The following is a 25,217-nucleotide window of genomic DNA, read 5'->3' on the forward strand; positions in this document are numbered from 1 at the left end:
CGACGACGGGTCCGCCCTCCGACCTCGCGTCGGCCGGCGATGTCGGTCGGAGCCGATAGCGTCGAGCACATGGCTCCGACCGTCTCCCCGCCCGCCTCGGGCCCGGTGCGCACCGTGGCGCCCCCGGCGCTCGACGACTCGCAGCGGGCGGTGCTCGACCTCCCCGACGGCCGGTCGGCCGCCGTCGTGGGCGCACCGGGGTCGGGCAAGACGCGCACCCTCGTCGAGTTCGTCGTCGATCGTGTCGAGGGGCGTGGCTGGGGCCCGACGTCCGTCCTGGCCCTGGCACCGACCCGGTCGACGGCCACGACCCTGCGCGACGTCATCGCCTCGAGGCTGACCGTTCCCACGCCGGGGCCCCTGGCGCGGACCGTCTCGTCCCTCGCGTTCGACGTGGTGGGTCACGCGGCACGGCTCGCGGGCCTCCCGGTGCCGACGCTGCTGACCGGAGGCGACCAAGACACCATCGTCCGGTCGTTGCTCGAGGGCCACGAGGCGGACGCCACGGGTCCGACCTGGCCCGACGAGCTGGGCCCCACGGTGCGCAGGCTCCGCGGGTTCCGCACCGAACTGCGCGAGGTGCTCATGCGATCGACCGAGCACCGCATCGGCTCGGACGGCCTGCGCCTCGCCGCCGAACGAGCCGGCCGGCCCGAGTGGGCCGCGGTCGCCGACTTCCGTGACGAGTACCTGTCGGTGCTCGACGCGTCCCGTGGCCGTCACCTCGACTCGGCCGAACTCGTCGACTACGCCGTCGCCGCCCTCGACCGGGGTGAGACCTCGCCGGTCGTCGACGGGCTGCGGGTCGTCCTCGTCGACGACGCGCACGAGGCGACCGAGTCCACGCTCGCCCTGTTGCGCGCGCTCGTCCGACGGGGCGTCGCGGTCGTCGCCTTCGGCGACCCCGACCTCTCGACCAGCGCGTTCCGCGGTGGCACCCCCGACGTCCTCGGGCGGCTCGGCCCGCGCCTCCGCCTGCCCGACGTCGACACGCTCTACCTCTCGACGGCCCACCGCCACCGGCCGCCGCTCCGAGACCTCGTGCAACGGGTGACCGCCCGCATCGGCACGGCCGGGGCCGGTCGTCAGCACGCCGCGGCGCCCGCCGCCGTCGAGCACGACCCCGGGTCCGCGCCCGACGACGACGTCGCGGCCGTCGTCACGGTGCGGGCCGACAGCCCGACCCACGAGGTGGCTTCGGTGGCCCGTCTGCTGCGCGAGCACCACCTCGTCCGCCGGGTGCCGTGGTCGCGGATGATGGTCGTCGTCCGCAGCGGCGGCCAGGTGGCCGGGGTCGCCCGGGGGCTGCAACTCGCCGAGGTGCCGACCCGGACCTCGGTCGCCGGTCGCGCCGTGCGCGACGAGCACGCGGCGCGCCACCTGTTGCTCGCCGCCTCGGTGGCGGTCGGGCGGGACGAACTCACGGCCGAGCTGGCCACCGAGCTGTTGCTGGGGCCGCTCGCCGGGTTCGACCCGCTCTCGCTGAGGCGCCTTCGGCTCGCGCTGCGAGCCGACGAACTGGCGTCGGGCGGTGTGCGCCCGGCCGACGACCTGCTGGTCGAGGCGCTCGAGGGCCCCGGCAGGTTCGTCACGATCGACTCGAGGTTCGCGGCTCGTGCCGGGCGCTTCTCGACGAGCCTCGACGCGGCGCGCCGGTCCGCGGCCGCCGGGGGCAGCATCGAAGAGGTGCTCTGGGGGCTGTGGGAGCGCAGCGGCCTGGCTGCGGAGTGGTCGGCCCAGAGCGCGGGTCGCGGCATCGTCGCCGCCGAGGCCGATCGCCACCTCGACGGGGTCGTCGCCCTCTTCACCGCCGCGAAACGCTTCGTCGAGCGCACGCCCGAGGCGCCGCCCGCGGCGTTCCTCGACGCGCTCCTGGGCGCCGAGGTCCCCGAAGACACGCTCTCGCCCCAGGCGACGACCGAGACCGTGCTGGTCTGCACGCCGTCCGCCGCCGTGGGCGTCGAGGTCGACGTCGTGGTCGCCGCCCGCCTGCAGGACGGCGTGTGGCCGAACCTCCGCGTCCGGGGCGGGTTGCTGGGGCCCGACGACCTGGTGTCCCTGGCCGAGCACGGTCGGCTCGAGCGCGGTCCGCACGTGGGCGTGCCTAACGGCCCCGGCACGGCCGACGATCGCGACGACGAGCCGGCCGCCCCGTCCGACGCCCGGGCCTCGGTGCTGTCCGACGAGCTGCGCATGTTCGCCCTCACGGTCTCGAGGGCCACCCGGCAGGTCGTCCTCTCGTGCACCTCGAACGACGACGAGGGGCCGTCGCCGTTCTTCCGACTGCTGCCCGACGACTGCCCCGAGGCCCCCGTGGGTCACCCGTTGTCGTTGCGCGGTCTCGTCGGCCACCTGCGACACGTGCTCGTCTCGTCGCCCCACGGCCCGCGCGCCGACGACGCGACCGAGGCGCTGGCACGGCTGGCCGCAGAAGGCGTCGCGGGCGCCTCGCCCGACGACTGGTACGGGCTGCTCGAGCCGAGCACGACCGAGCCGCTGATCGACCTCGACGACCCCGAGGCCCACGTGCCCGTCTCGCCGTCGCAGCTCGGTTCGTTCGAAGAGTGCCCCCTGCACTGGTTCGTCGACCGCTTCGGCGGGTCGGCGCCCAACGCCGCGATGGGGCTCGGCACCGTCCTGCACGACGTGATGGAGCACGCCGAGGGCACCGACGTCGACTCCCTGTGGCGGGCGGTCGAGGGCCGCTGGCCCGAACTCGAGTTCGAGTCGGCCTGGATCGCCGAGTCCGAGAAGCACCGGGCGCGAGCCATGACCGAGAGCCTGTCCGCCTACCTGCGCGATTTCGAGGCCTCGGGCGGCAGCCTCCTCGGAGCCGAGTCCACCTTCACCCTCGACGTCGGGCCGGCCCGGCTCCGCGGCTCGATCGACCGGGTCGAACGCACCCGTGACGGTGCCGCCGTCATCGTCGACCTCAAGACGGGCCGGTCGGCCCCGACGTCGACGCAGGCCGTGGCCGAGCACCCGCAACTGGGCAGCTACCAGGTCGCCCTGGCCGACGGCGCCGTCGAGGCGGTGCCCGAGGGCACGCCGCCGGGTGGGGCGAAGCTCGTGATCGTGTCGTCCGGCGTCCGGGGCAAGCTCTACCGCGAGCCGGCCCAGGTGGCCTTCGACGACGAGCAGCTCGCGGCCTTCCGGGCCCGGGTCGTCGACGCGGCCGAGCACATGGCGGGTCGGGTGTTCGTGGCGCGACTCGACGACCACTGCGAGGGGCGTCACGGCGGCTCGTGCCGCATCCACGTGGTGGGCGAGGTGAGCGGTCCGTGACGGCCTCGAACCGGCCACAGGGCCCGGCGGGGGGTCTCGGCCCGACCGACGCGGGTGGCGACGGTGGCGCGACCCGCGCCTCCTCGTCCCTGCTCGGCGCCGCCGAGATCGCCGAGGCACTGTCGCTGCCCACGCCGACGCCCGAGCAGCAGGCCGTCATCGAGGCCCCGCTCGAGCCCGCGCTCGTGGTGGCCGGTGCCGGCAGCGGCAAGACCGAGACGATGGCCAACCGCGTCGTGTGGTTGCTCGCGAACCGACTCGTCGGCGTCTCTCAGGTGCTCGGGCTGACTTTCACGCGCAAGGCCGCGGGCGAGCTCGGTGAACGCATCGAGCGCCGCATCGCGCAGCTCGCCGACGTCGGGCTGCTCGGCGACGAGGTCGACCCGTTCGACGTCCCGACCGTCTCGACCTACAACGCCTTCGCCAACGCGATCTTCCGTGACAACGCGCTGCGGGTCGGTCGCGAGAGCGAGTCGCAGGTGCTCGGCGACGCCTCGGCCTGGCAACTGGCCCGATCGCTGGTCGTCGGCAGCCGTGACGAGCGTCTCGCCGGTCTCGGGCGGAGCGTCGACGGCATCACCGAGGCCGTCCTCCGCCTGAGCCACGCGCTGAGCGAGAACGTGAGCGGGGCCGAGCCCGTGGCGCGCCTGGCCGACCGGTTCCTCGACCTGGCGGGTCTGCCGTCGTCCAAGGGCAGCGCCTACAAGTCGGTCCTCGACGCCGTCGGTGCCGTCTCGGCCCTGCCCCCGCTGCTCGACCTCGCGACGGCCTTCGCCGACGAGAAGGCCCGTCGTGGTCTGGTCGAGTACTCCGACCAGGTGGCCCTGGCGCTCGAGGTGTGCGACACCGCCCCCGGCGTCGTGGCCGAGCTGCGCGACCGGTACCGCGTGGTCCTGCTCGACGAGTACCAAGACACGAGCGTCGTGCAGACCACCCTGCTCTCCCGCCTCTTCGAGGGCACCGGCGTCATGGCCGTCGGCGACCCCCACCAGTCGATCTACGGCTTCCGCGGTGCCAGTGCCGCGAACCTGGGTCGGTTCCCGGTCGACTTCGGGGCGCGACCCGACGCGGTGTTCAGCCTCTCGACCAGTTGGCGCAACGCGTCCCGCGTGCTCGACGCCGCCAACACCGTGGTCGCCGAGCTCGCCCGGTCCTCCGACGCGGTGGTGGGCGAGCTGCGCGCTCGGCCGGGCGCCCCCGAGGGTCGGGTCGAGCTGCTCTTCGACCAGACCCTGCCGGGCGAGGCCGACCAGGTGGCCGCCTGGCTGCACGACGAGCTGGCCGTCCCGACGGTCGTCGACGGCGAGCCGGCCCCACGCACGGCGGCGCTGCTGTTCCGGTCGAAGAAGACCATGCCGGTGTTCGTCGAAGCCCTGGCGGCGCGAGGGGTGCGCTACCACGTGCTCGGCGTCGGCGGCCTGCTGCAGCGACCCGAGGTGGTGGACCTCGTCGCGTGCCTGCGGGTGCTGCACGACCCGTCGGCGGGCTCCGAGGCCATCCGGCTCATGGCCGGGGCACGGTGGCGGGTCGGCGTCCGGGACATCGCCCGGTTGCGTGACGTCGCCTCGTGGCTGTTCTCGCACGACCACGCCCAACAGCGCCTCGACGACGACGTCGCCGCCGGGTTCCGGGCGTCGGTCGCGGTCGGCGAGCACGGGTCGATCGTCGACGCCCTCGACTTCGTCGCCACGGCGCCGCTCACCCACCGCCAGCTCTCCGGCTTCAGCGACGAGGGGCTCGGGCGCCTGCGTCGGCTCGGCTCACAGCTCGCGTCGTTGCGGGGACGCACCGGCCTCGACCTGGTCGACCTCGTCACGCTGGTCGAGCACGAGATGCTGCTCGACGTCGAGGTCGCGGCGGCCACCGGAGCGCCGTCGGGCGGGGCCTGGCTGCAGGCGTTCGAGGACGAGTTGGCCGGGTACGTCGCGACCGACGAGAACGCGGGCCTCGGCGGGTTCCTCTCGTGGCTCGAGGCGGCCGAACGTCGTGACGACATGGGTCCCCGGTCCGAACAGGCCGAGCGGGGGACGGTCCAGCTCTTGACGATCCACGGGTCGAAGGGGCTCGAATGGGACGTCGTCGCGGTGCCACGACTGGTCGAGGGCGAGCTGCCCGGCACCTCACGAGAGGGGGTCGGTTGGCTCGGCTTCGGTGAACTGCCGTACGAGTTCCGGGGTGACGCGGCCGAGCTGCCGGTGCTCGGCTGGCGGGGGGTCGCCGACCAGAAGGAGTTCGACCAGGCGCTCAAGGCCTTCAAGGACGAGCTGGTCGTCCGTCATCAGGCCGAAGAACGACGTCTGGCGTACGTCGCCCTCACCCGGGCTCGGGACGCCCTCCTCGTCAGCGGGTCGTTCTGGACGAGCGCCGTCCGCCCTCGTCCCGCGAGCCGGTTCGTCGTCGAGCTCGCCGAGCGGGGGCTCGTCCCGCCCGGCGACCTCCCCGAGCGGCCCGACGACGACGAGAACCCGTTGGCCGCGGCCTCGAGAGAGCTGACGTGGCCCCTCGACCCGCTGGGCTCACGGCGGGCGGCCGTCGAGTACGCCGCCGCCCGGGTCGGCGAGGCCGTCGACCGTCGGACGCGGGCCGTCACCGAGCGGCGCGACGACGAGGAGGCGCTCCCGCGTCCGGACGTCCGCGAGCGTCACGAGGCGGTCGAAGCGGCCGAAGTGGCTGAAGTCGCCGAGGCGGTCGACGTCGTCGACCCGACGCGACCGACGACGGGGTCGAGGTGGTCGTCCGACATCGACCTGCTGCTGCTCGAACGCGACGCCGCACGGTCCGGTGCCGGTGCGACGCCCCTGCCGCAGCGCATCCCGGCCTCGCGCTTCAAGGACTACGTCGACGATCCCGCCGCGGTCGCGGCTGCCCTGCGGCGCCCCCTGCCCGAACGCCCCTATCGGGCCACCCGACTCGGCACGCTGTTCCACGAGTGGGTCGAAGAGCGGTTCCGACCGACGGGGCGCTCCGAGACGCTCGACGCCTGGGGTGACGAGAGCGACCTCGACGACGAGCGTGTCGGGTCACCGGGTTCCGGCCCGGTCGACCCCGACGACGCGCGACGGTTCGAGCAGTTGGTCGCCACCTTCGAGCGGTCGGCCTGGGCCACGCTCGAACCGACCGACGTCGAACTCGAGATCCACCTCCCGCTCGGCAGCCGCACGGTCATCTGCAAGATCGACGCGGTGTTCGAGCGCGACGGCCGGTTCGAGGTCGTCGACTGGAAGACCGGCAAGGCTCCGACCGACGACGCCGATCTCGAGCTCAAACAGCTGCAGCTCGCCCTCTACCGTGAGGCCTACGCGCAGTTCAGGGGTGTGCCGGCCGACGACATCGATGCCGTCTTCTACTTCGTGGCCGACGACGTCGTGCTCCGCCCCCGGCACGTCGCGGACCGCGACGAACTGGTCGAGCTGTGGCGACGGGTCGAGCTCGAGGCTCGAGGGTGACGATTCAGACGTGTCGGCGTTCGGTCGCCTCGAGCAGGTCCTCGACGCCGTCGACGTCGAGGGCGGCGGTCGAGCCCGAGCCGATGCCGGCCCGACGGTCGCCCGGCAACGAGTCGACGAGCTTGGTCATCATCTCGACGGCGTCGTCGACGACCGAGGTGTTCTTGGTCGCCGTCCCGTGCAGCAGCCACTTGGCCAGGTCGAGTTCGCGGTAGAGCGTCGCGCGGTGCCTCAGCTGGTGGTCGCTCGTGCCCCGGGCGGTGTTGTACGCCTCGAAGGCGGCGTCGACGGCCTTCGGAGTCGGAGCACCGAGCAGCCAGGCCAGGTCACGGGCCGGGTCGCCGACCTGTAGGTCGTGCCAACCGAGCACGCCGCTGACGGTGTCGCCGACGACGAGGACCGACCCCGCGTCGAGCGAGCCGTTGACGACCGTGGGCTGGAACTGCCAGAGCACCGAGTCCTGGATCGCCGCCTCCCAGCGTTCGAGCAGGGCGGCCGGCAGCAGGCGGGTCGACGCGGCCCGGTCGACGAGGGCCGCCGACGAGCGCATGGCCTCGAACGGGGTGTGGCTCGTGAGGCCGGCGTCGGTGACGAAGCTCGTGGGCAGCGAGTGGATCGCGGCGACCGCGCGGCCCAGGGCCGTCGGCAGGTCGCTGCCGTCGGTGAGGCGGGAGACGGACAGGTGCTCGCCCGGGACGACGTCGTAGACGATGCCGCGCGTCCGCCCGATGGGTGCCTGGCCACGGTAGAGGGGCACGTCGAACGAGAGGCGTCCTCGCACCCCCGCGCTCAGGGCCCGCAGGGCGACCAGGTCGGCGGACTGTTCCGCCTCGGCGCGCTGCGACCTCGGCACGCGCACGATGCAGTGCTCACCGGCCCGCCCGACGACGAGCGCCGAGTCGAAGTCGCCACCCGTCTCGCTGCCGTGTCGGGACGCGCGCGTGACGTCCAGGTCCGCGACGGCGGCCGTGGCCAGCGCGGCTAGAGTGAGATGAGATCTGGCCATGCCCTCAGGGTAGGCCGCCGCACGCGGTGCCCTGCCGTGCGCCACGCTGTCAACTCGCGATGATTGGTCGTCCGATGTCCTCGCCGCTCACGTCCCGCCTCCCGCTCGCCCGCCACCAGGTCGACCGGGACTACCTGACCAGAGAGCGTGACGGCGTCGTCGACGAGCTGCTCGCCTCGACGTCGACGCGCGTGCTGCCGGTCTGGCGAGGCCGCACGCTGATGGCCTCGGCCGGTGCCCTGGCGCTGCTGCCGGCCGCGTCGGTCCCGGCCGCCGACGAGTACGTCTACCTCGGGGTCTCGAAAGACCCGTCGGCCGCCGAGCCGGTGGGCACCCCCGTGCTGGCCGCCCTCCTCGACGACGAGCGCGCCCGGTCCATCGCGCCCGACGAGGCCGCCTGGGGCAGCCCGCGGGTGTCCGGGTCCGAACTCAGCGCCCGGGACGCCGGCCTCGCCGTCGAGGCCGTGGCCGTGGCGAACTGGCACGACTCCCACCGGTTCTCGCCCCGCACCGGGCGCCGTCTGGTCACCGACAAGGCAGGTTGGGTCCGACGCGATCCCGACGACGGCCACGAGATCTTCCCCCGGACCGACCCGGCGATCATCGTCGGCGTCACGGATGCCGACGACCGCCTCCTGCTCGGTTCGAACGCCCTGTGGGAGAAGAACCGCTACTCGTTGCTGGCGGGCTTCGTCGAGCCCGGCGAGTCGCTCGAGCACGCCGTCCAGCGCGAGATCTTCGAGGAGTCCGGCATCAACGTGGTCTCGCCCCGCTACGTGGGGTCGCAGCCCTGGCCGTTCCCGGCGAGCCTGATGGTCGGGTTCCGGGCGGAGGTCGACGCCGACGACCCCGGCACGCTGACCCCCGACGGTGCCGAGATCCTCGAGTTGCGGTGGTTCAGCCGGGACGAACTGGTCGCCGGCCTCGGCGAGATCGTCCTGCCGGGGCGCACGTCCATCGCCCGAGCCATCATCGAGGACTGGTTCGGCGGCGAGATCGACCAGTGACCGAGGCCGCCGACCTGATCGCCGGGCTCGACGAGCAGCAGCGCCGGGCGGCGTCGAAGCTGCTCGGGCCCGTGTGCCTGCTGGCCGGGGCCGGCACCGGCAAGACGCGGGCCATCACCCACCGCATCGCCTACGGGGTGGCGACCGGCGTCTACGCGCCGAACCGCGTCATGGCGCTCACCTTCACCTCTCGGGCGGCGGCCGAGCTGCGGGGGCGCCTGCGTCACCTGGGCGCCGGGGGAGTCTCCGCCCGGACCTTCCACGCCTCGGCCCTCTCGCAGCTGTCGTACTTCTGGCCGCAGACGATGGGCGGTCAGATGCCGCGCCTGCTCGACAGCAAGGCCAAGGCCCTCGCCCACGCCGCCGAGTCGTTGAGGCTCAAGATCGACACGGCCGCCCTGCGCGACCTCGCCGCCGAGATCGAGTGGCGCAAGGTCTCGCGGCTGACGCTCGAGGAGTACGCGACGGCCCTGCCGAGCCGGTCGCTGCCGCAGGCGATCACCGTCGAGAAGGCCCTCGACCTGCACCGCGCCTACGAGGCCGTCAAGGACGAACGCCGCCAGCTCGACTTCGAGGACGTCCTGCTCGCGACGGTCGGCATGCTCGAGCTCGAGCCCCGCGTGGCCCAGCAGGTGCACGAGCAGTACCGCTTCTTCGTCGTGGACGAGTACCAGGACGTCTCGCCCCTGCAGCAAGACCTCCTCGACCTCTGGCTCGGTGGCCGCAACGACCTGTGCGTCGTGGGCGACGCCAGCCAGACGATCTACTCGTTCGCGGGCGCGTCGTCGGACTACCTGCTGGGCTTCGGCTCGCGCTACGACGACGCCACGGTCGTCCGTCTCGAGCAGAACTACCGCTCGTCGAGGCAGATCGTCGACACGGCCAACCAGCTGATGCGGGGCCGGCCGGGCGCCCTGCACCTGCACCCCGCCGTCGAGACGACGGGCCCCGTGCCGCCGGTCACCGAGTACCCGAGCGACTCGTCCGAGGCCCGGGGCATCGCCGAGACGATCGCCGACGAGATCCGTTCGGGTGTCGCGCCCGAAGAGATCGCGGTGCTCTACCGGGTCAACGTCCAGGCCGCGGCGATCGAACGCGCGCTCGCCGACGTCGGCGTGTCGACCCGCATCCACGGCGCCACGCGCTTCTTCGAGCTGCGCGAGGTGAAGGAGGCGCTGATGATGATGAAGGGTGCCGCGGTCAGCATCGTCGGTGAACCGCTCTTCAAGACGGTCAGCGACGTGCTGCGCTCACTCGGCTGGACCCAGGAGGCCCCCGAGCAGCGTGGAGCCGTCCGTGACCGGTGGGAGTCCCTGAACACGATCATGGGCCTGGCCGAGTCGTCGGCGCCCGGCACGACGCTCCGCCAGTTCGTCGACGAACTCTTCGCACGGCAGGCCGGTCAGCACGAGCCGACCATGGCCGCGGTGACGCTGGCGACGCTGCACTCGGCGAAGGGGCTCGAGTGGCGCAGCGTGTACCTCGTCGGCCTCAGCGAGGGGCTGGTGCCGATCAGCTACGCCAAGGACGACGCGGCGATCGACGAAGAGCGCAGGCTGCTGTACGTCGGGGTCACGAGGGCCCGAGAACGGCTCCGGCTGTCGTGGAGCCGGTCCGGCCAGGGGCGGGGCGGCGAACGACGGGTGAGTCGCTTCGTGGAAGAGCTGCGCACCCGCACTCCGGGTGCGGCCGGACGCTCGCGCGAGTGACGACACCGTCGTCGATCGAGATCGACTCCACCACGTCGTTAGCGACCGTGCCGGCGGCCCCGGCGAGGCGTGACGACAGGCGGCGAGCGGCCCGCGAGGCGATCTCGTGGACCGAGAGCGACGGAGGCGCGGCCAGGGGTCGTCGGCTCAGCTGACCCGCGATGGCCGGCCAGGCGGGGTCGGCCTCGCCCGCGTGGAGGTCGAGGCAGCGCGCGCAGGCGGTCGACCCCGGCACCGTCACGGGACCGACCTTTGCATGTCGGTCGCCGACGCGGACGAGCAGGTGCGTGAGGTCGCACCCCACCCACTCGCGCCGCCGCCCGGGGTCGACGACGTGCCCTCCGACGAGCACGCCCGTGGCGCCTCGTGGTGGGCGTGCGTCGGCAGCAGGTCGCCGTACGTCGACACCGCACGACCCGAGGAGGTGCGCGACGGCATCGGTGACCGGGCCCGGCCCGGCGACGAGGACGACGGGCGGAGGCGCGACCGGCGACGCCCCGGTCGCCAACGCGGGACGCAGCCGGTCGATCGAGGCCGACACGGCGGCCGGGTCGGCGCCGAGGTGGGCCACGAGCGTGGGCAGGCCACCGGCTCCGTGGCCCGCGGCGACCGCGGCGACGACCTGCTCGTCGAGCCTGCTGACGGGACTCAGGACGAGCGACGGCCGGTCGACTCCGAACTGCAGGGTGCCGGGATCGCGCCACACCACGGGTGCGCGCGGGTCGAGGGTGAGGCTCATCGTCCGATCATGCCGGGGCGGACGAGCCGTTCCGGGGTTGTCCACAGGCGCGATCGTCGACGGCGCCGGCCGCGCTCACGCGCACCCGGGACGGACCGTCCGACGACGAGGACTCAGGCGCGGGGTGCGTCCGTGTCGGGCCCCGGATCGCCCGGCTCGGTCGCCGAACCGTCCTCGCCCTCGCGGGGCCGGTCGTCGGTCGTGTCGTCCAACAGGTCGCGGATGGCCTGGTCGACGTCGTCGAAGGCGGGCTCACTCGACGTCAGGCGGGTGACGAGCCCCTGGGGATCGTCGACGTCGGCGCTCGTGGGCACGATGTCCGGGTGCGACCAGAGGGCGTCGCGGCGCTCGGCCCCGACCGCGTCGGACACCGTCTGCCAGAGGGCGGCGGCCTCGCGCAGCCGCCGGGGCCGCAGCTCGAGGCCCACGAGGGTCGAGAACGCCGACTCGGCCGGGCCGCCTGCGGCACGGCGTCGGCGCACGGTCTCGGCGATGGCGGCGGACTTCGGGAGGCGCGCGGTGGCCTGGGCGGTCACGACGTCGACCCAGCCCTCGATGAGCGCGAGGGTCGTCTCGAGACGGGCCAGCGCGGCGAGCTGCTCGTCGCTCTTGGGCGGGATGAGCGCGCCGCTCTTCATGGCCTCTTGCAGCTCGCCGGGGTTCGACGGGTCGAAGTCGACCGCGAGCTCTTCGAGACGGGACGTGTCGATCCGGATGCCCTGGGCGAACTCGCGGATGGACGAGATCAGGTGCAGGCGCAACCACCGGGCATGCCGGAAGAGGCGGGCGTGCGCCAGTTCGCGGACCGCGAGGTAGAGCTGCACCTGGTCGGCCTCGATGTCGAGGCCCTCGCCGAAACCGGCGACGTTCTGGGGCACGAGGGCGGCCTGCTGGTCGTCGAGGAGCGGGATGCCCACGTCACCGCCCGAGACGACCTCGGTCGAGAGCTGGCCGACGACCTGCCCGAGCTGCATCGCGAAGAGCGTGCCGCCGACGCTGCGCATGACCTGGCTCGCACCGGCCAGCATGGACCGCATCTCTTCGGGGGCCTGCTCACCGAGCACACCCGTCAGCGAGTCGGCGATCGAGGTGGCGACGGGCTCGGCGAGCTGGCTCCAGACGGGCATGGTGAGGCGGGCCCACTCGGCCCGGGTCACGAGGCGGGGCGTGACGGTCAACTCGGCCACGTAGGTGACGTCGTCGAGCCAGAGGGCGGCGACGTGGAAGGCCTGCTCGAGCGCGGCGGTCTCGCTCGCCGTCGTGGCGACCGCCGTCTGCGTACCGACGGCGACGGCCTGGTCGGTCGCGACCGACCAGTCGATGCCCTCGCCGCTGCGGTTGACGGCGTCCTGCAGCTGGCTCATGAGGCGGGCGACGAACGCGGGGTCGTCGGGTAGCCCCGCGGCCCCGGCGAGCTGCGACGGATCGATCTCGGACCCGCCGGACAGGAACTGCCGCAGCATGTCGCGGAACTCGTCCTCAGGCCCGCGCGGCGAATCATCGGTCATGCTGACTACGCTAGCTGCTGGCCGCACGAAGATCCTGGGATTCGGCCACCGCCCCGGGGCCGACGCTCCGCTCGTGGCGAACGCGACCCGCGCCTCCCCGTCCGATCCCGAAAGGACCGCAGTGGCCTTCTTCACGCCCCCGCGCACCGCCCCCTCGTCCGACCGTCGCGCCGGTCGCTGGGGCTGGCCGCTGCTCGGCGTGGCCGTCGTCTCGGCCGTCGCCCTCAGCCTGCTCCCGTCGCCGTACCTCATCGAGCAGCCGGGGCCCGTGTTCGACACCCTGGGCAGCGCCGAGTACGAGGGGGCGTCGCAGCCGCTGATCACGGTGTCGGGTCACGAGACGTATCCCACCTCGGGCACTCTCGACCTGCTGACCGTGAGCGTCCAGGGCAACCAGGACGTCCGACCCGGGTGGGTCGACGTCGTCGGGGCCTGGGCGGACCGCAGCCGCTCGGTGATCCCGGTCGAGGCGGTCTACCCGTCGGGTGTCTCGAACAACCAGGTCGACGAGCAGAACGCCGTCGACATGCAGAACTCGCAGAAGTCCGCGATCGCCGCGGCGCTGATCCACGAGGGGTACGCAGTCCCCAGCGCCGTGACCGTGAGCCAGGTGTCGCAGGGCAGCCCGGCCGAGGGCGTCCTGCGAGAGGGCGACGTGCTGGTCAGCGTGAACGGCACGAGCCTGTCGACCGACGCCGACGTGGACGTGCTGCGCCGCCTCGTCGCGGCGAACGGTGCGTCCGCCCCCGCCGAGGTCGTCGTCGAGCGCGACGGGACGACCGTGACCGAGCAGGTCACCCCGGAAGAAGTGGCCGGCACGCCCCTGCTCGGGGTCGGGGTGAGCGTCGACTACACCTATCCCTTCGACGTCACGCTGAAGCTCGATCAGGTCGGCGGCCCGAGCGCCGGCATGATGTTCGCCCTCGGCATCATCGACAAGACGACACCCGGTGAGCTCAACGGGGGCGAGAACGTCGCCGGCACGGGCACCATCACCGCCTCGGGCGAGGTCGGTGCCATCGGCGGCATCCGCCAGAAGCTCTACGGCGCCCGTGACGCCGGTGCCACGATCTTCCTCGCACCGGCCTCGAACTGCTCCGAGGTCGTGGGCAACGTGCCCGCCGGGCTCGACGTCTACTCGGTCGCCACCCTGGACGACGCCGTCACCGCGCTCGAGACGGTCGCGGACGGCGGCGACACGTCGTCACTGCCCACGTGCACTGCTGCTCGATAGGGTTCGTGCAGCCCGCGCAAAGCTGAGAGGCGGACGCTGAGACGACCAGGCTCGACCCGTAGGATGGCCGTCCACGTCCCCGTCAGCCAGGAGCACACCCTTGACGTCACCCGCATCGTCGCGAACCGCACGACGCTCGCCCCGACTGCCCGTCCTCGTCACGGTGGCCGTCCTCGCCGCCCTGGTCATCGCCTTCTTCATCTTCTCGTCGCTGCTCACCGACTACCTCTGGTACCAGCAGCTCGGGTTCACGGGCGTGCTGACGACCCAGTGGATCTCGCGCCTCGTCATGTTCGCGGTGGGCTTCGTCGCCATGGCCGTGCCGGTCTACGTCAGCATCGAGGTGGCCTTCCGCTTCCGTCCCGTCTACGCGAAGCTCAACTCGCAGCTCGACCGCTACCAGCAGGTCATCGAACCCCTGCGTCGTGCCGTGGTCATCGGCGTCCCCGTCGTGCTCGGCCTCTTCGCGGGCATCGCGACGTCGACGCAGTGGCAGACAGTGCTCGAGTGGATCAACCGCACGCCCTTCGGTCAGACCGACGCCCAGTTCGGGCTCGACATCGGCTTCTACGTGTTTGAGCTGCCGCTGTACCAGGCCGCGGTCGGATTCGCCTCGGCCGTCGTCCTCATCGCTGGCATCGCCGCCGTCGCGACCAGCTACCTCTACGGCGCGCTGCGCTTCACCGGTCGCGAGGTGCGCATCTCGAAGGTGGCCCGCATCCAGCTGGCGACCACGGCGGCCGTCTACCTGCTGCTGCAGGGCGTCAGCCTCTGGCTCGACCAGTACGCGACGCTGTCCGACGGCACGAACAAGCTGCTGACCGGTGCAACCTACACCGACGTCAACGCCGGCATCCCCGGCAAGCAGATCCTCGCCGGCATCGCCGTCGTCGTGGCGATCCTGTTCGTCGTGACCGCGATCGTCGGTCGGTGGCGCCTGCCGGTGATCGGCACCGCCGCCCTCATCATCATCAGCATCATCGTCGGGGGCATCTACCCCTGGATCGTGCAGCGCTTCACCGTCGAGCCGAGCGAGCGGACGGTCGAGTCGCCGTACATCGAGCGCAACATCCAGGCCACGCGCGAGGCCTACGGCGTGGCCGACGTCGAGGAGCAGACCTACGACGCGAAGTCCGACGCCGAGGCGGGTGCCCTGGCGGGCGACGCCGTGACCACCGCCAACATCCGCATCATCGACCCGGCGCTCGTCACCGACGCCTTCGCGCAGCTGCAGCAGTACCGCCAGTACTACAGCTTCCCCGAGCAGCTCGCGGTCGACCGGTACACGATCGACGGCAACGTGCAAGACACCGTGATCGCGGTGCGCGAGTTGAACACCTCGCAGCTCGGCAACTCGGCCACGCCGTACAACACGACGTTCGTCTACACGCACGGTTACGGGGTCGTCGCGGCCTACGGCAACCAGCGGTCGGCGGACGGTCAGCCCGTCTTCCTCGAATCGGGCATTCCCGTGACGGGTGCCCTCGGCGACTACGAGCCGCGCATCTACTTCGGCCAGGAGTCGCCGACCTACTCGATCGTGGGTGGCACCGGTCAGAACGACATCGAGCTCGACTACCCGTCGGGCAGCAACGACAACGGCACCAACGAGACGACGACCTTCGAGGGCGACGGCGGGCCCAAGCTCGACAACGTCTTCAAGAAGCTCATCTACGCGATCAAGTTCCAGTCCGAGCAGATCTTCCTGTCCGACGCGGTGAACGACCAGTCGCAGATCCTCTACGACCGCGACCCCACCGAGCGCGTCCAGAAGGTGGCCCCGTACCTCACCATCGACAGCGCACCGTACCCCTCGGTCGTCGACGGCAAGGTCGTCTGGATCGTCGACGGGTACACCACGACGAACGAGTACCCGTACTCCAAGCCGCAGGCGTTGTCCGACGCGATCGCCGACACCTATAACGACCGTCCGGTGTACGCGTCGAACAACATCAACTACATCCGCAACTCGGTGAAGGCCACGGTCGACGCCTACGACGGTTCGGTCAAGCTCTACGCGTGGGACACCAGCGATCCGATCCTGCAGACCTACGACAAGATCTTCCCCTCGACGCTGTCGCCGCTGAGCGACATGTCGGCCGAGCTGCTGCAGCACGTCCGCTACCCGCAAGACATGTTCAAGGTCCAGCGGGCCATCCTCGGCACCTACCACGTCACCGACGCGGACTCGTTCTACTCGAGCGACGACGCCTGGGTCACGCCCAACGAGCCGACGAGCAACGCGCAGAACCCGCCGCTGCAGCCGCCGTACTACCTCACGCTGCAGCTGCCCGACCAAGACCCCGCCTTCTCGATCTACTCGACGTACATCCCGCAACAGTCGGGTGAGAACGCCCGGAACGTGCTGACGGGTTACCTGGCGGCCAACGCGGACGCGGGCTCGACGCCGGGCGAGATCTCGTCGGACTACGGCAAGCTCACGCTCCTGGCCCTGCCGCGCACCGACACGTTGCCCGGCCCCGGCCAGGTGCAGAACAACTTCAACACCGACACGGCCGTGGCGAACCAGCTCGCGCTCCTGACGCGAGGCGACACGAGCGTCGTCCGGGGCAACCTCTTGACCCTGCCGGTCGGCGGTGGTCTGCTCTACGTCCAGCCGATCTACGTCAAGTCCAACTCCGAGACGTCGTACCCGGTCCTGCAGCGCATCCTGGTCTCGTTCGGTGACAAGATCGCCTTCGAGGACACCCTCGACGGCGCGCTCGACTCGCTCTTCGGCGGCAACTCGGGGGCGACGGCCGGCGACAACGGCGTGCCCACGACGGGCAGCGGCACGGACGGCGACGGCACCGACGACGGCTCGACCGACGGCGGGACCGCGACTCCCGACACCGGGGGCACGGGGACGAGCACCTCCAACGCCGCGCTCGACCAGGCGCTCGCCGACGCCCAGCAGGCGCTGAACGACCGGGCCGCGGCCTACGCCGACAACGACCTCGTCCAGGCGGCTGAAGCCGATGCGCGCCTCCAGACCGCACTCGAGGACGCCGTGGCGGCGAGCGGGCAGTAGACGCTCGGTGCACCGTCACGAGACCCCCTTCCCGTTCTCGGCAAGGGGGTCTCGTCGTCTCGGGTGGGGCGCGGCGAGAGCGCGTGCGGTGAGACGCGACGGGGGTCGGGGGCTCGATTGGACGGCTCGCTCCGGGCGTGCTAGAGTCATTTCTTGTGCCGCGGGGTGGAGCAGTTCGGTAGCTCGCTGGGCTCATAACCCAGAGGTCGTAGGTTCAAATCCTGCCCCCGCAACAAGAAACGAGAAGGCCCCGGTCGAGAGACCGGGGCCTTCTTCTCGTCCCCGGAGCCTCGTCTCGGGTACCGACGTCAGAGAGTCCGGTCGTCGACGCGCCGTGGCGAAGGCACCGACCGTGCCATGGTTGAGACATGTCGAGACTGCGGGTGGTCGTCGCGCCCGATTCGTTCAAGGGCAGCCTGGGTGCGTCCGGGGTCGCCGACGCGCTCGCCAGGGGGTGGACGCGCTCGCGGCCCGACGACGAGATCGTCGTGCTGCCCCTCGCCGACGGTGGGGAGGGCACCCTCGACGCCTTCGAGAGGTCCGTGCCCGGAAGCATCCGTCACGAGGTCGTCGTCGAGGGCCCCGACGGCCGTGCCGTCGACGCCCCGTGGCTCGCCCTGCCCGACGGCACGGCCGTCGTCGAACTGGCCTCGTCGTGCGGCCTCGGGCTCCTCGCCGTGCCCGCGCCGCACGACGCGCACACCCGGGGGCTCGGCACGGTCATGCGGGCGGCCGTCGAGTCCGGCGCCGACCGGCTGCTCGTCGGTCTCGGCGGCAGCGGCTCGACGGACGGGGGAGCGGGGGCGCTCATGGGCTTGGGCGCCCGCATCGTCGACTCGCTCGGCGAACCCGTCGCCGAGGGCAACCACGGCCTCACCACCGCCGTGCGGGTCGATCTCTCGGCCGCGGTGCCCGTTCCGCGCGGGGGCGCGAGCCTGTTGGCCGACGTCGACAGTCCGTTGCTCGGGCCCCGCGGTGCGGCCGCGGTCTTCGGGCCGCAGAAGGGGGCGTCGGCAGACGACGTCCTGGCGCTCGAGCGGGGCCTCGAACGTTTCGCGAGCCTCGTCGACGTGGACCCGACGACACCGGGTGCCGGGGCGGCCGGCGGCGCCGCGTTCGGCCTGCTCGCCTGGGGTGCCCGACTGGTGCCGGGCGCGGACGCCGTCGCCCGGGCCGTCGGCCTGCCCGAAGCCCTGACGGCGGCCGATCTCGTGCTCACGGGCGAGGGCCGCTTCGACGACCAGACCGCGGCGGGCAAGACCGTGTCGCTGGTGACGCGACTCGCGACCGAGCGCGGCCTCCCGGTCGTCCTGGTCGCGGGTGACGTCGCCGCCCCCACCGGCGCTTTCGCCGACGTGGTGGCGACCACGCAGCTGGCCGGTGGCGTCGACGAGTCGACGACCCGCGCCTCCTTCTGGCTCGAGGAGGCGGCCGCCGTGGTGGCCGCGAGGTGGGCACGATGAGTGCGGGCACGGGCACAGGCGTCGACGCGGGCGACGTCGTCGTCGCGGTGGCCCAGACCGCGCCGGGTGACGACCCGGCTCTCAACCGGCGGACCATCGAGGGCCTCGCCGAGGAGGCCTCCCGCCGCGGGGCACGCGTGGTGGTCTTCCCCGAGTACTCGTCGTTCTTCTCCGCCGAGCTCGGCCCCGCCTACCTCGAGGCCGCCGAGCCCGTCGACGGGCCGTTCGTGCAGCACCTCCGCCGACTGGCCGACCGCCTGGACGTCGTCCTCGTGGCCGGACTGGTCGCCGTCTCGTCGGACCCGTCACGATTCGAGAACCTGCTGGTGGCGGTCGCGCCCGGTCGAGGGATCGTCGCGACCTACTCGAAACAGCACCTGTACGACGCATTCGGAGGGCAGGAGTCCCGCTGGATCGTCCCCGGCCCCCTCGCCGTCTCCGCGACGTTCGAGGCCGACGGGCTCGTCTTCGGGCTGCAGACCTGCTACGACCTGAGGTTCCCCGAGGTCACCCGCACGCTCGTCGACGCCGGGGCCGACGTCGTGCTGATGCCGGCCGAATGGGTGCGCGGGCCCTTGAAGCAACACCACTGGACGACGCTCGTGACGGCCAGGGCGCTCGAGAACACCATCTACGTCGCCGCGGCCGACCACGCCCCGCCCGTCGGCGTCGGGTGCAGCACGATCGTCGACCCGACGGGGGTGGCACTGGCGTCGGTCGGCGACGAGGTCGACGTGCTGGCGCTCGCGCGGGTGTCGTCCGCCCGGATCGCCGCCGTGCGCCGGACGAACCCTTCGCTGGCCCTGCGGCGGTACGACGTCGTCCCGCGTCCGGTCGACGACGGCACGTCGACCGGGTCGGGGTCAGACCGAGAGTGACGCGAGCTGGGCCGAGGCCCGTTCGAGCACGTCGATGCGCTTGCAGAACGCGAACCGCACGAGTGACGACTGCTCGACGGCGAAGGCGGGGTGGCAGAACGCGCTGATCGGGACCCCGACGACGCCGGCGAGCTCGGGCAGGCGTCGGCACAGGTCGGCCGCGTCGTCGAAGCCGAGGGGCGCCGCGTCGGCCACCACGAAGTACGAGCCGACGCTCCGCCGGACGGCGAACCCCGCGCGGCGCAGCCCGGCCGAGAGCACGTCCCGCTTGTGGCCGAGCGTCCGGGCGATGCCGTCGAAGTAGGAGTCCGGCAGTCCGAGGCCGACGGCGATCGCGGGCTGGAAGACCGAGCCGTTGACGAAGGTCAGGTACTGCTTGACCGCGACGACGCGATCGACGAGCTCGGCCGGGCCGGTCAGCCAGCCGATCTTCCAGCCGGTCGTGTTGAAGGTCTTGCCGCCCGACGAGATCGTGATCGTGCGGTCGGCCGCACCCGGCAGGGTGGCGAACGGCACGTGGGCGACTCCGTCGAAGAGCAGGTGCTCGTAGACCTCGTCGGTGACGACGAGCGCGTCGTGCTCGACGGCCAACTCGAGCAGGAGGCGCCTGGTCGCGTCGTCGAGGACGCTTCCGGTCGGGTTGTGCGGATCGTTGAGCACCACCAGTCGGGTGCGGGGACCGAAGGCCCGACGGAGCTCGTCGGGGTCGACTCTCGACTCGGGCCCCCGGAGCGGAACGGTGACGTGCACGCCTCCCGCGAGCCCGATCACGGCACCGTAGGCGTCGTAGAAGGGCTCGAGGGTCACCACCTCGTCGCCCCGGTCGACGAAGGCCAGGATCGTCGCCGCCAGGGCCTCGGTCGCCCCTGCCGTCACCAGGACCTCGCGGCGGGGGTCGAGGTCGATGCCGTAGAACCGTCGCTGGTGGGCGACGACGGCGTCGAGGAGGACGGGCATGCCGCGGCCGGGCGGGTACTGGTTGAGCCCGGACCGCATGGCCTCGTGGGCGGCGGCGAGGACCTCGTCCGGGCCGTCCTCGTCGGGGAAGCCCTGGCCGAGGTTGATGCTGTCGGTCGCCGTGGCGAGGGCCGACATCTCGGCGAAGATCGTGGAAGCGAGCCGGCCGTCGTGGTCGAGGAGCATGGCGCCGCTCGCGGCGCGTTGCCAGGGTGCCTGATGGGTCATGATCCCGTCACCGTAGCCCTGCGCGGCGGATGATGGGGTCGGTATGTCCAGGTGCCGCATAAGGTGGGCGCAGTCCGCTCACAGGCTCGCCGAATGATCCGCCCAGCTTGGGCGACCAGGCTGTCAGGGCTTGGAAGGAGCACCATGACCGACACCCCCCGCCGCGACGACGGCACCGACGACGGCGCGTCCCGCGCGTCCGACGGAACCGCCGACGGTTCGCAGGGCACCCAGGGCGAGCACCGGGTCGCACCGGACGACGCCCAGCCCACGACGCCGTACCCGGCCGACCAGGGGGTCACGTACGGGGCGCCTCCCCTGCCCGGCAGCACGCCGGAGACCGGGGCGTTCGCGCAGCACCAGCCCGATCCGTACCAGCAGCCGGGTTCGTACCAGCAGCCTGGTTCGTACCAGCAGCCCGGTTCGTACCAGCAGCCCGGTTCGTACCAGCAGCCGGGTTCGTACCAACAGCCCGCCTCGTACCAGCAGCCCGGTTCGTACCAGCAGGACGGGTCGTACCCTCAGCAGCCGACCACCGACCCGTACCGGCAACCGGCGTCCGAGTCGTCGGCGTTCGCCTACGACTCGACGAACTCCTACGCCTCGGCGGGCTGGCAGGCACCCGCGCCGCAGCCCAAGAAGAACCGACGGGGCCTGGGCACCGTCGCCGCGGCACTGCTCGTCGGGGTCCTCGTGGGCGGTGCGGCCGGTGGTGGCGTCGCGGCCGTGCTCTCGCGCGACTCCGGGGTCGGCGTCTCGGCGACGGGTCAGTCGCGCGACCTCACGGTGAACGACTACGACGACGCCACGGTCGTGACGGCGGTGGCCGCCAAGGCGACGAAGTCCGTCGTCACCATCAACGTGACGGCGGGGGAGTCCGGCGGCACGGGTTCGGGCGTCATCCTCAGCGACGACGGCTACATCGTCACGAACACGCACGTGGTCACGCTCGACGGTGCCAGCGCGTCGGGCACCATCACCGTGACCCTCAGCGACGGCAGCATCCTGCCGGCCGAGGTCGTCGGCCTCGACCCCACCGTCGACCTCGCCGTCCTCAAGATCGACGCGAGCGGCCTCACGCCCATCGACTTCGCCGATTCGTCGAAGCTCAACGTCGGCGACACGGCCGTGGCCATCGGCGCACCGCTCGGACTCTCGAACACGGTCACCGACGGCATCGTGTCGACGCTCAACCGCAGCATCACCGTGCAGTCCTCGGCCGCGCCGAGCGACGGCAGCGACCAGGGCCAGCAGAACGACAACAACGGCCAGGGCCCCTTCTCGTTCAACAACGGTGACGGCAGCACGCAGAACCAGGCGAGTTCGGTCATCTCGTTGCCGGTGATCCAGACCGACGCCTCGATCAACCCGGGCAACTCGGGTGGTGCGTTGCTGAACTCGCAGGGCGAGCTGATCGGCCTGAACGTCGCCATCGCGAGCTCGGGTGACTCGTCGGGCAGCATCGGCGTCGGCTTCTCGGTGCCCTCGAACCTGGTGCAGCGCGTCGCGAAAGAGATCATGGCGAACGGTTCGGCCAGCCACGGGCTGCTCGGAGCCAGCGTGAACGACGCCACGAGCGACGCGAACGCGAACCGCGTCGGTGCCCTCATCGTGCAGCTCAGCCCGGGTGGCGCGGCACAGAACGCCGGTCTGCGCCAGGGCGACGTCGTCACCGAGTTCAACGGCGTGCCGATCAGCGACCGCACCGACCTCACCGCGCAGGTCAGGTTCCTCGCCGGCGGCGCGACGGCCGAGCTCACGTACGTGCGAGACGGGCAGACCGCCACGACCGACGTGACCCTCGACACGCTCACCAGCTGACAGACCTCCCCGGTCGACGTGACGGGGGTCGGGGCGCTTCGGCGTCCCGGCCCCCGTTCGCGTGTTGCTAAGCTCGCCACGATCACTGCGGCCGTCCCGCAGCACCGACCCGCGCCTCCCCGGCGCTCACGAGCCCGAGGAACGCGACCCATGCCAGCAGGCGACAGCACCCGACCCGGTGTCTCGTACGTCATGCCCGTCCTCAACGAAGAGCACGAGATCCGGGCGGCGGTCGAGAGCCTGCTGGTCCAGGACTACGAGGGCCCGTTCGAGGTGATCCTGGCGCTCGGCCCGAGCGTCGACCGGACGAACGAGGTCGTCGCCGAGATGTCGGCCGCCGACCCGCGGGTCCGCAGCATCCCCAACCCCGTGGGGTCGACCCCCGCCGGGCTCAACGTGGCCATCCGCGCCTCGGTGCACCCCGTCACCGTCCGCGTCGACGCCCATTCGGTGCTGCCGAGCGACTACACCCGCATCGCGGTCGAGACCCTCGAACGCAGCGGCGCCGACAACGTGGGCGGCATCATGGCCGCGGTCGGCCGCACTCCCTTCGAGAAGGCCGTGGCCCGCGCCTACGGCAGTCGGGTCGGCCTCGGCGGGACGCCCCACCACGTCGGCGGTGCCGAGGGGCCGACCGACACGGCCTACCTGGGGGTCTTCCTGCGGCACCGTCTGATCGAGGTCGGCCTCTTCGACGAGGGCGTCAAGCGCGGTCAGGACTGGGAGCTCAACCGCCGGCTCCGGGCCACGGGCGGCACGGTGTGGTTCACCCCCCGGCTCGTCGTCACGTACCGTCCGCGGCCGAGCCTGCGAAAGCTGGCACGGCAGTTCGTCGCCACGGGGCTGTGGCGCGGCGAACTCGCGAGACGGTTCCCCAAGGCCAACACGCTGCGCTACCTCGTGCCGCCGGCCATGGTGCTCGGCGTCGCCCTCGGCCTCGTCCTGGGGCTCGTGGGCGTGGTCGGGCTCGCGCTCGGCAGCCCGCTCGGCTGGGCGACGCTCGCCCTGGTCGTGCCCGGCGTCTACGTCGTCTTCGTGCTCGCCGCCGCCGTGCTCGCGGCACGGGGCGACGACCTCCGCACCCGTGCCTGGTTTCTCGTAGTCTTGCCTTCCATCCACTTCGGGTGGGGCGTCGGCTTCGTGCTCGGCTTCCTCGACCTCACGAAGAACATCACCGCCCAGACCGGAAGGTAGCCGCCGATGACCGCGCTGCCCGCGAGACCGAACTCGATCGCCGAGCTGCGACGCGTCGCCCAGCCGCCCGAGGTGCGCAGCCGTGCGAACGCCGAGCACTGGACGGCGTCGCTGTACCTGCGCGACGTCTCGCCCTACCTGACGTGGTGGCTGCTGAAGACGAGCGTCTCGGCGAACGGCGTGACGGGGCTGATGATCCTGGTCGGCTGGTGCACGGCCCTGTCGCTGCTCGTGCCGGGCATCACGGGCGCCCTGCTCGCCCTCGTGCTCGGTCAGCTGCAGATGCTCGTCGACTGCTGCGACGGTGAGGTCGCCCGGTGGCGTGGCACGAGTTCGCCCGCCGGGGTGTTCCTCGACAAGGTCGGCCACTACTCGACCGAGGCGCTCATCCCGATCGTGCTCGGCGTCCGGGCCGCGGGATTCCCGTTCGAGACCCCCGCCGACTTCGCCTGGACGACCGCCGGCTTCGCCCTGGCCCTCGTCATCGTGCTGAACAAGGCCCTCAACGACATGGTCCACGTCGCGCGCGCGAACGCGGGTCTCGACCGCCTCGAAGACAAGCGAGGAGGCGCGACGCAACCGAGCGGGCGCCTCCTGTCCCGGCTCCGCAGCGCGGCGAGGTTCGTGCCCTTCCACCGGCTCTACCACTCGGTCGAGCTGACCATGCTCGTGTTCGTCGCCGCGATCGTCGGCCTCGTGGTGGGTGGTGCCACGGCCGACCGCGTCCTGCTGGTCGCCCTGCTGCCCCTCTCGGTGCTGGCCCTGGTCGGCCACTTCGTCGCGATCATGGCCTCGAAGCGGGTGCGCTCCTGAGCGAGGACGTGCCCCGCGTCGGCGTCGTGAGCCTGACGCAGGGGCGTCGACCCGACGACCTGCGTCGCGGGCTGGCGTCGTTGCTCGCCCAGCGCGACGTCGAGCTGGACGTCGTCTGCGTGGTCAACGGGCGCGACGAGGGGACCCCCCGCGTCGAGGTGCCGGCCGGGGTCCGTCTGCTCGAGCTCGACGAGAACGTGGGCATCCCCGCCGGTCGCAACCGCGGGGCCGAGTCCGTGACGGGCGACTGGGTGTTCTTCCTCGACGACGACGCCCGTCTGCCGTCCGAGAGCTTCGTGGCCGACGCCGTCGCCCTGTTGCGTGCCCGACCCGAGATCGGGCTGCTGCAGCCGCGCGTCGTGGACCCCGACGGCGCCGCCAACCCTCGTCGGTGGACGCCGCGGCTGCGCAAGGGAGACCCCCGACGGTCGAGCGACGTGTTCTCGGTCTGGGAGGGCGCGACGCTCTTGCCCCGGGAGGTCTTCGACGCCTGCGGCGGATGGGGCGAACCGTACTTCTACGCGCACGAGGGCATCGAGCTCGCCTGGCGGGTCTGGGCCCAGGGGCGACGCGCCTGGTACGAGGGCGCGCTCGTCGCGAACCACCCGGCCGTCGACCCGGCGCGGCACGCCGACTACTACCGTCTCAACGCCCGCAACCGCGTCTGGCTCGCGAAGCGCAACCTGCCCTGGCCCCTGGTGCCCGTCTACGTCGGGTCGTGGACGGCCGTGCAGGTGCTCCGCTGGGCTCGCACGCCCGAGCGCCTTCGCCCGTGGTTCGCGGGGTGGCTCGAGGGCTGGCGTGAGACGCCGGGGGGCCGACGCTCCATCGGTTGGGTAACGGTCCTGCGGATGTCCAGGGCCGGCCGACCTCCGGTCCTCTAGGCTTTCCGGGGTCC

The 25,217-nt window shown here is 72.2% G+C and carries 15 protein-coding genes and 1 tRNA gene; 13 read left to right on the forward strand and 3 right to left on the reverse strand.

What is annotated here, in order from left to right; translation table 11 throughout:
- Positions 1–69 precede the first annotated feature (69 nt).
- Positions 70–3,285: a UrvD/REP family ATP-dependent DNA helicase gene (locus tag ITJ55_RS10805; RefSeq protein WP_194595342.1), complete on the forward strand. Its 3,216-nt coding sequence runs from the start codon at positions 70–72 to the stop codon at positions 3,283–3,285.
- The gene (locus tag ITJ55_RS10810) at positions 3,282–6,731 is read left to right on the forward strand and encodes a UvrD-helicase domain-containing protein (RefSeq protein ID WP_370544128.1); all 3,450 of its coding nucleotides are present in this window, start codon (positions 3,282–3,284) and stop codon (positions 6,729–6,731) included. Before ITJ55_RS10805 ends, ITJ55_RS10810 begins: the two co-directional genes overlap by 4 nt.
- Positions 6,732–6,735: 4 nt before the next feature.
- Here ITJ55_RS10810 and ITJ55_RS10820 read toward each other — a convergent pair whose 3' ends face one another.
- The gene (locus tag ITJ55_RS10820) at positions 6,736–7,737 is read right to left on the reverse strand and encodes a phosphotransferase (RefSeq protein WP_194595343.1); all 1,002 of its coding nucleotides are present in this window, start codon (positions 7,735–7,737) and stop codon (positions 6,736–6,738) included.
- Between the two features lie 74 nt (positions 7,738–7,811).
- On the opposite strand from ITJ55_RS10820, the gene nudC reads away from it, so the two are divergent.
- Both nudC and ITJ55_RS10830 read left to right on the forward strand, forming a co-directional pair.
- On the forward strand, positions 7,812–8,744 hold the full coding sequence (nudC, locus tag ITJ55_RS10825; RefSeq protein ID WP_194595344.1) for an NAD(+) diphosphatase: 933 nt from the start codon (positions 7,812–7,814) through the stop codon (positions 8,742–8,744).
- Positions 8,741–10,453, forward strand: coding sequence for an ATP-dependent helicase (locus ITJ55_RS10830; protein ID WP_194595345.1), 1,713 nt, complete (start codon positions 8,741–8,743; stop codon positions 10,451–10,453). Before nudC ends, ITJ55_RS10830 begins: the two co-directional genes overlap by 4 nt.
- An 852-nt stretch (positions 10,454–11,305) precedes the next feature.
- Here the strand turns inward: ITJ55_RS10830 and ITJ55_RS10835 are convergent.
- Entirely contained in the window at positions 11,306–12,700 is a 1,395-nt protein-coding gene (locus ITJ55_RS10835; RefSeq protein ID WP_194595346.1) for a zinc-dependent metalloprotease, read from the reverse strand.
- Between ITJ55_RS10835 and ITJ55_RS10840 the strand changes: the two genes are divergently transcribed.
- From ITJ55_RS10840 to ITJ55_RS10860, 5 genes are all read left to right on the forward strand, one after another.
- A complete protein-coding gene (locus ITJ55_RS10840) occupies positions 12,699–13,934 on the forward strand; it encodes a PDZ domain-containing protein (RefSeq protein WP_194595347.1) in 1,236 nt (411 codons plus the stop codon). The genes ITJ55_RS10835 and ITJ55_RS10840 overlap by 2 nt on opposite strands.
- A 100-nt stretch (positions 13,935–14,034) precedes the next feature.
- The gene (locus ITJ55_RS10845) at positions 14,035–16,965 is read left to right on the forward strand and encodes a UPF0182 family protein (RefSeq protein WP_194595348.1); all 2,931 of its coding nucleotides are present in this window, start codon (positions 14,035–14,037) and stop codon (positions 16,963–16,965) included.
- Positions 16,966–17,124: 159 nt separating this feature from the next.
- A tRNA-Met gene (locus ITJ55_RS10850) sits at positions 17,125–17,198 on the forward strand.
- A 135-nt stretch (positions 17,199–17,333) separates the two neighbouring features.
- Positions 17,334–18,428, forward strand: coding sequence for a glycerate kinase (locus tag ITJ55_RS10855; RefSeq protein WP_194595349.1), 1,095 nt, complete (start codon positions 17,334–17,336; stop codon positions 18,426–18,428).
- Positions 18,425–19,306, forward strand: coding sequence for a carbon-nitrogen hydrolase family protein (locus ITJ55_RS10860; RefSeq protein WP_194595350.1), 882 nt, complete (start codon positions 18,425–18,427; stop codon positions 19,304–19,306). The genes ITJ55_RS10855 and ITJ55_RS10860 overlap by 4 nt, the downstream gene beginning before the upstream one ends.
- Here the strand turns inward: ITJ55_RS10860 and ITJ55_RS10865 are convergent.
- Entirely contained in the window at positions 19,292–20,491 is a 1,200-nt protein-coding gene (locus ITJ55_RS10865; protein WP_194595351.1) for an aminotransferase class I/II-fold pyridoxal phosphate-dependent enzyme, read from the reverse strand. The two genes, ITJ55_RS10860 and ITJ55_RS10865, sit on opposite strands and share 15 nt — an antisense overlap.
- A 144-nt stretch (positions 20,492–20,635) precedes the next feature.
- On the opposite strand from ITJ55_RS10865, the gene ITJ55_RS10870 reads away from it, so the two are divergent.
- The 4 genes from ITJ55_RS10870 to ITJ55_RS10885 all read left to right on the forward strand — a co-directional run bounded on the left by ITJ55_RS10870 (position 20,636) and on the right by ITJ55_RS10885 (position 25,203).
- Positions 20,636–22,312, forward strand: a complete 1,677-nt coding sequence (locus ITJ55_RS10870; protein ID WP_228498117.1) for a S1C family serine protease — start codon at positions 20,636–20,638, stop codon at positions 22,310–22,312.
- 150 nt (positions 22,313–22,462) lie between these two features.
- Positions 22,463–23,506, forward strand: a complete 1,044-nt coding sequence (locus tag ITJ55_RS10875) for a glycosyltransferase family 2 protein (RefSeq protein ID WP_194595352.1) — start codon at positions 22,463–22,465, stop codon at positions 23,504–23,506.
- Between the two features lie 6 nt (positions 23,507–23,512).
- Entirely contained in the window at positions 23,513–24,319 is an 807-nt protein-coding gene (locus ITJ55_RS10880; RefSeq protein ID WP_194595353.1) for a CDP-alcohol phosphatidyltransferase family protein, read from the forward strand.
- Positions 24,316–25,203: a glycosyltransferase family 2 protein gene (locus tag ITJ55_RS10885; protein WP_194595632.1), complete on the forward strand. Its 888-nt coding sequence runs from the start codon at positions 24,316–24,318 to the stop codon at positions 25,201–25,203. The genes ITJ55_RS10880 and ITJ55_RS10885 overlap by 4 nt, the downstream gene beginning before the upstream one ends.
- The last annotated feature ends 14 nt before the right edge of the window (positions 25,204–25,217 follow it).

It is taken from the genome of Frigoribacterium sp. VKM Ac-1396 (genome assembly GCF_015350895.1).
Classification (GTDB): Bacteria; Actinomycetota; Actinomycetes; order Actinomycetales; family Microbacteriaceae; genus Frigoribacterium.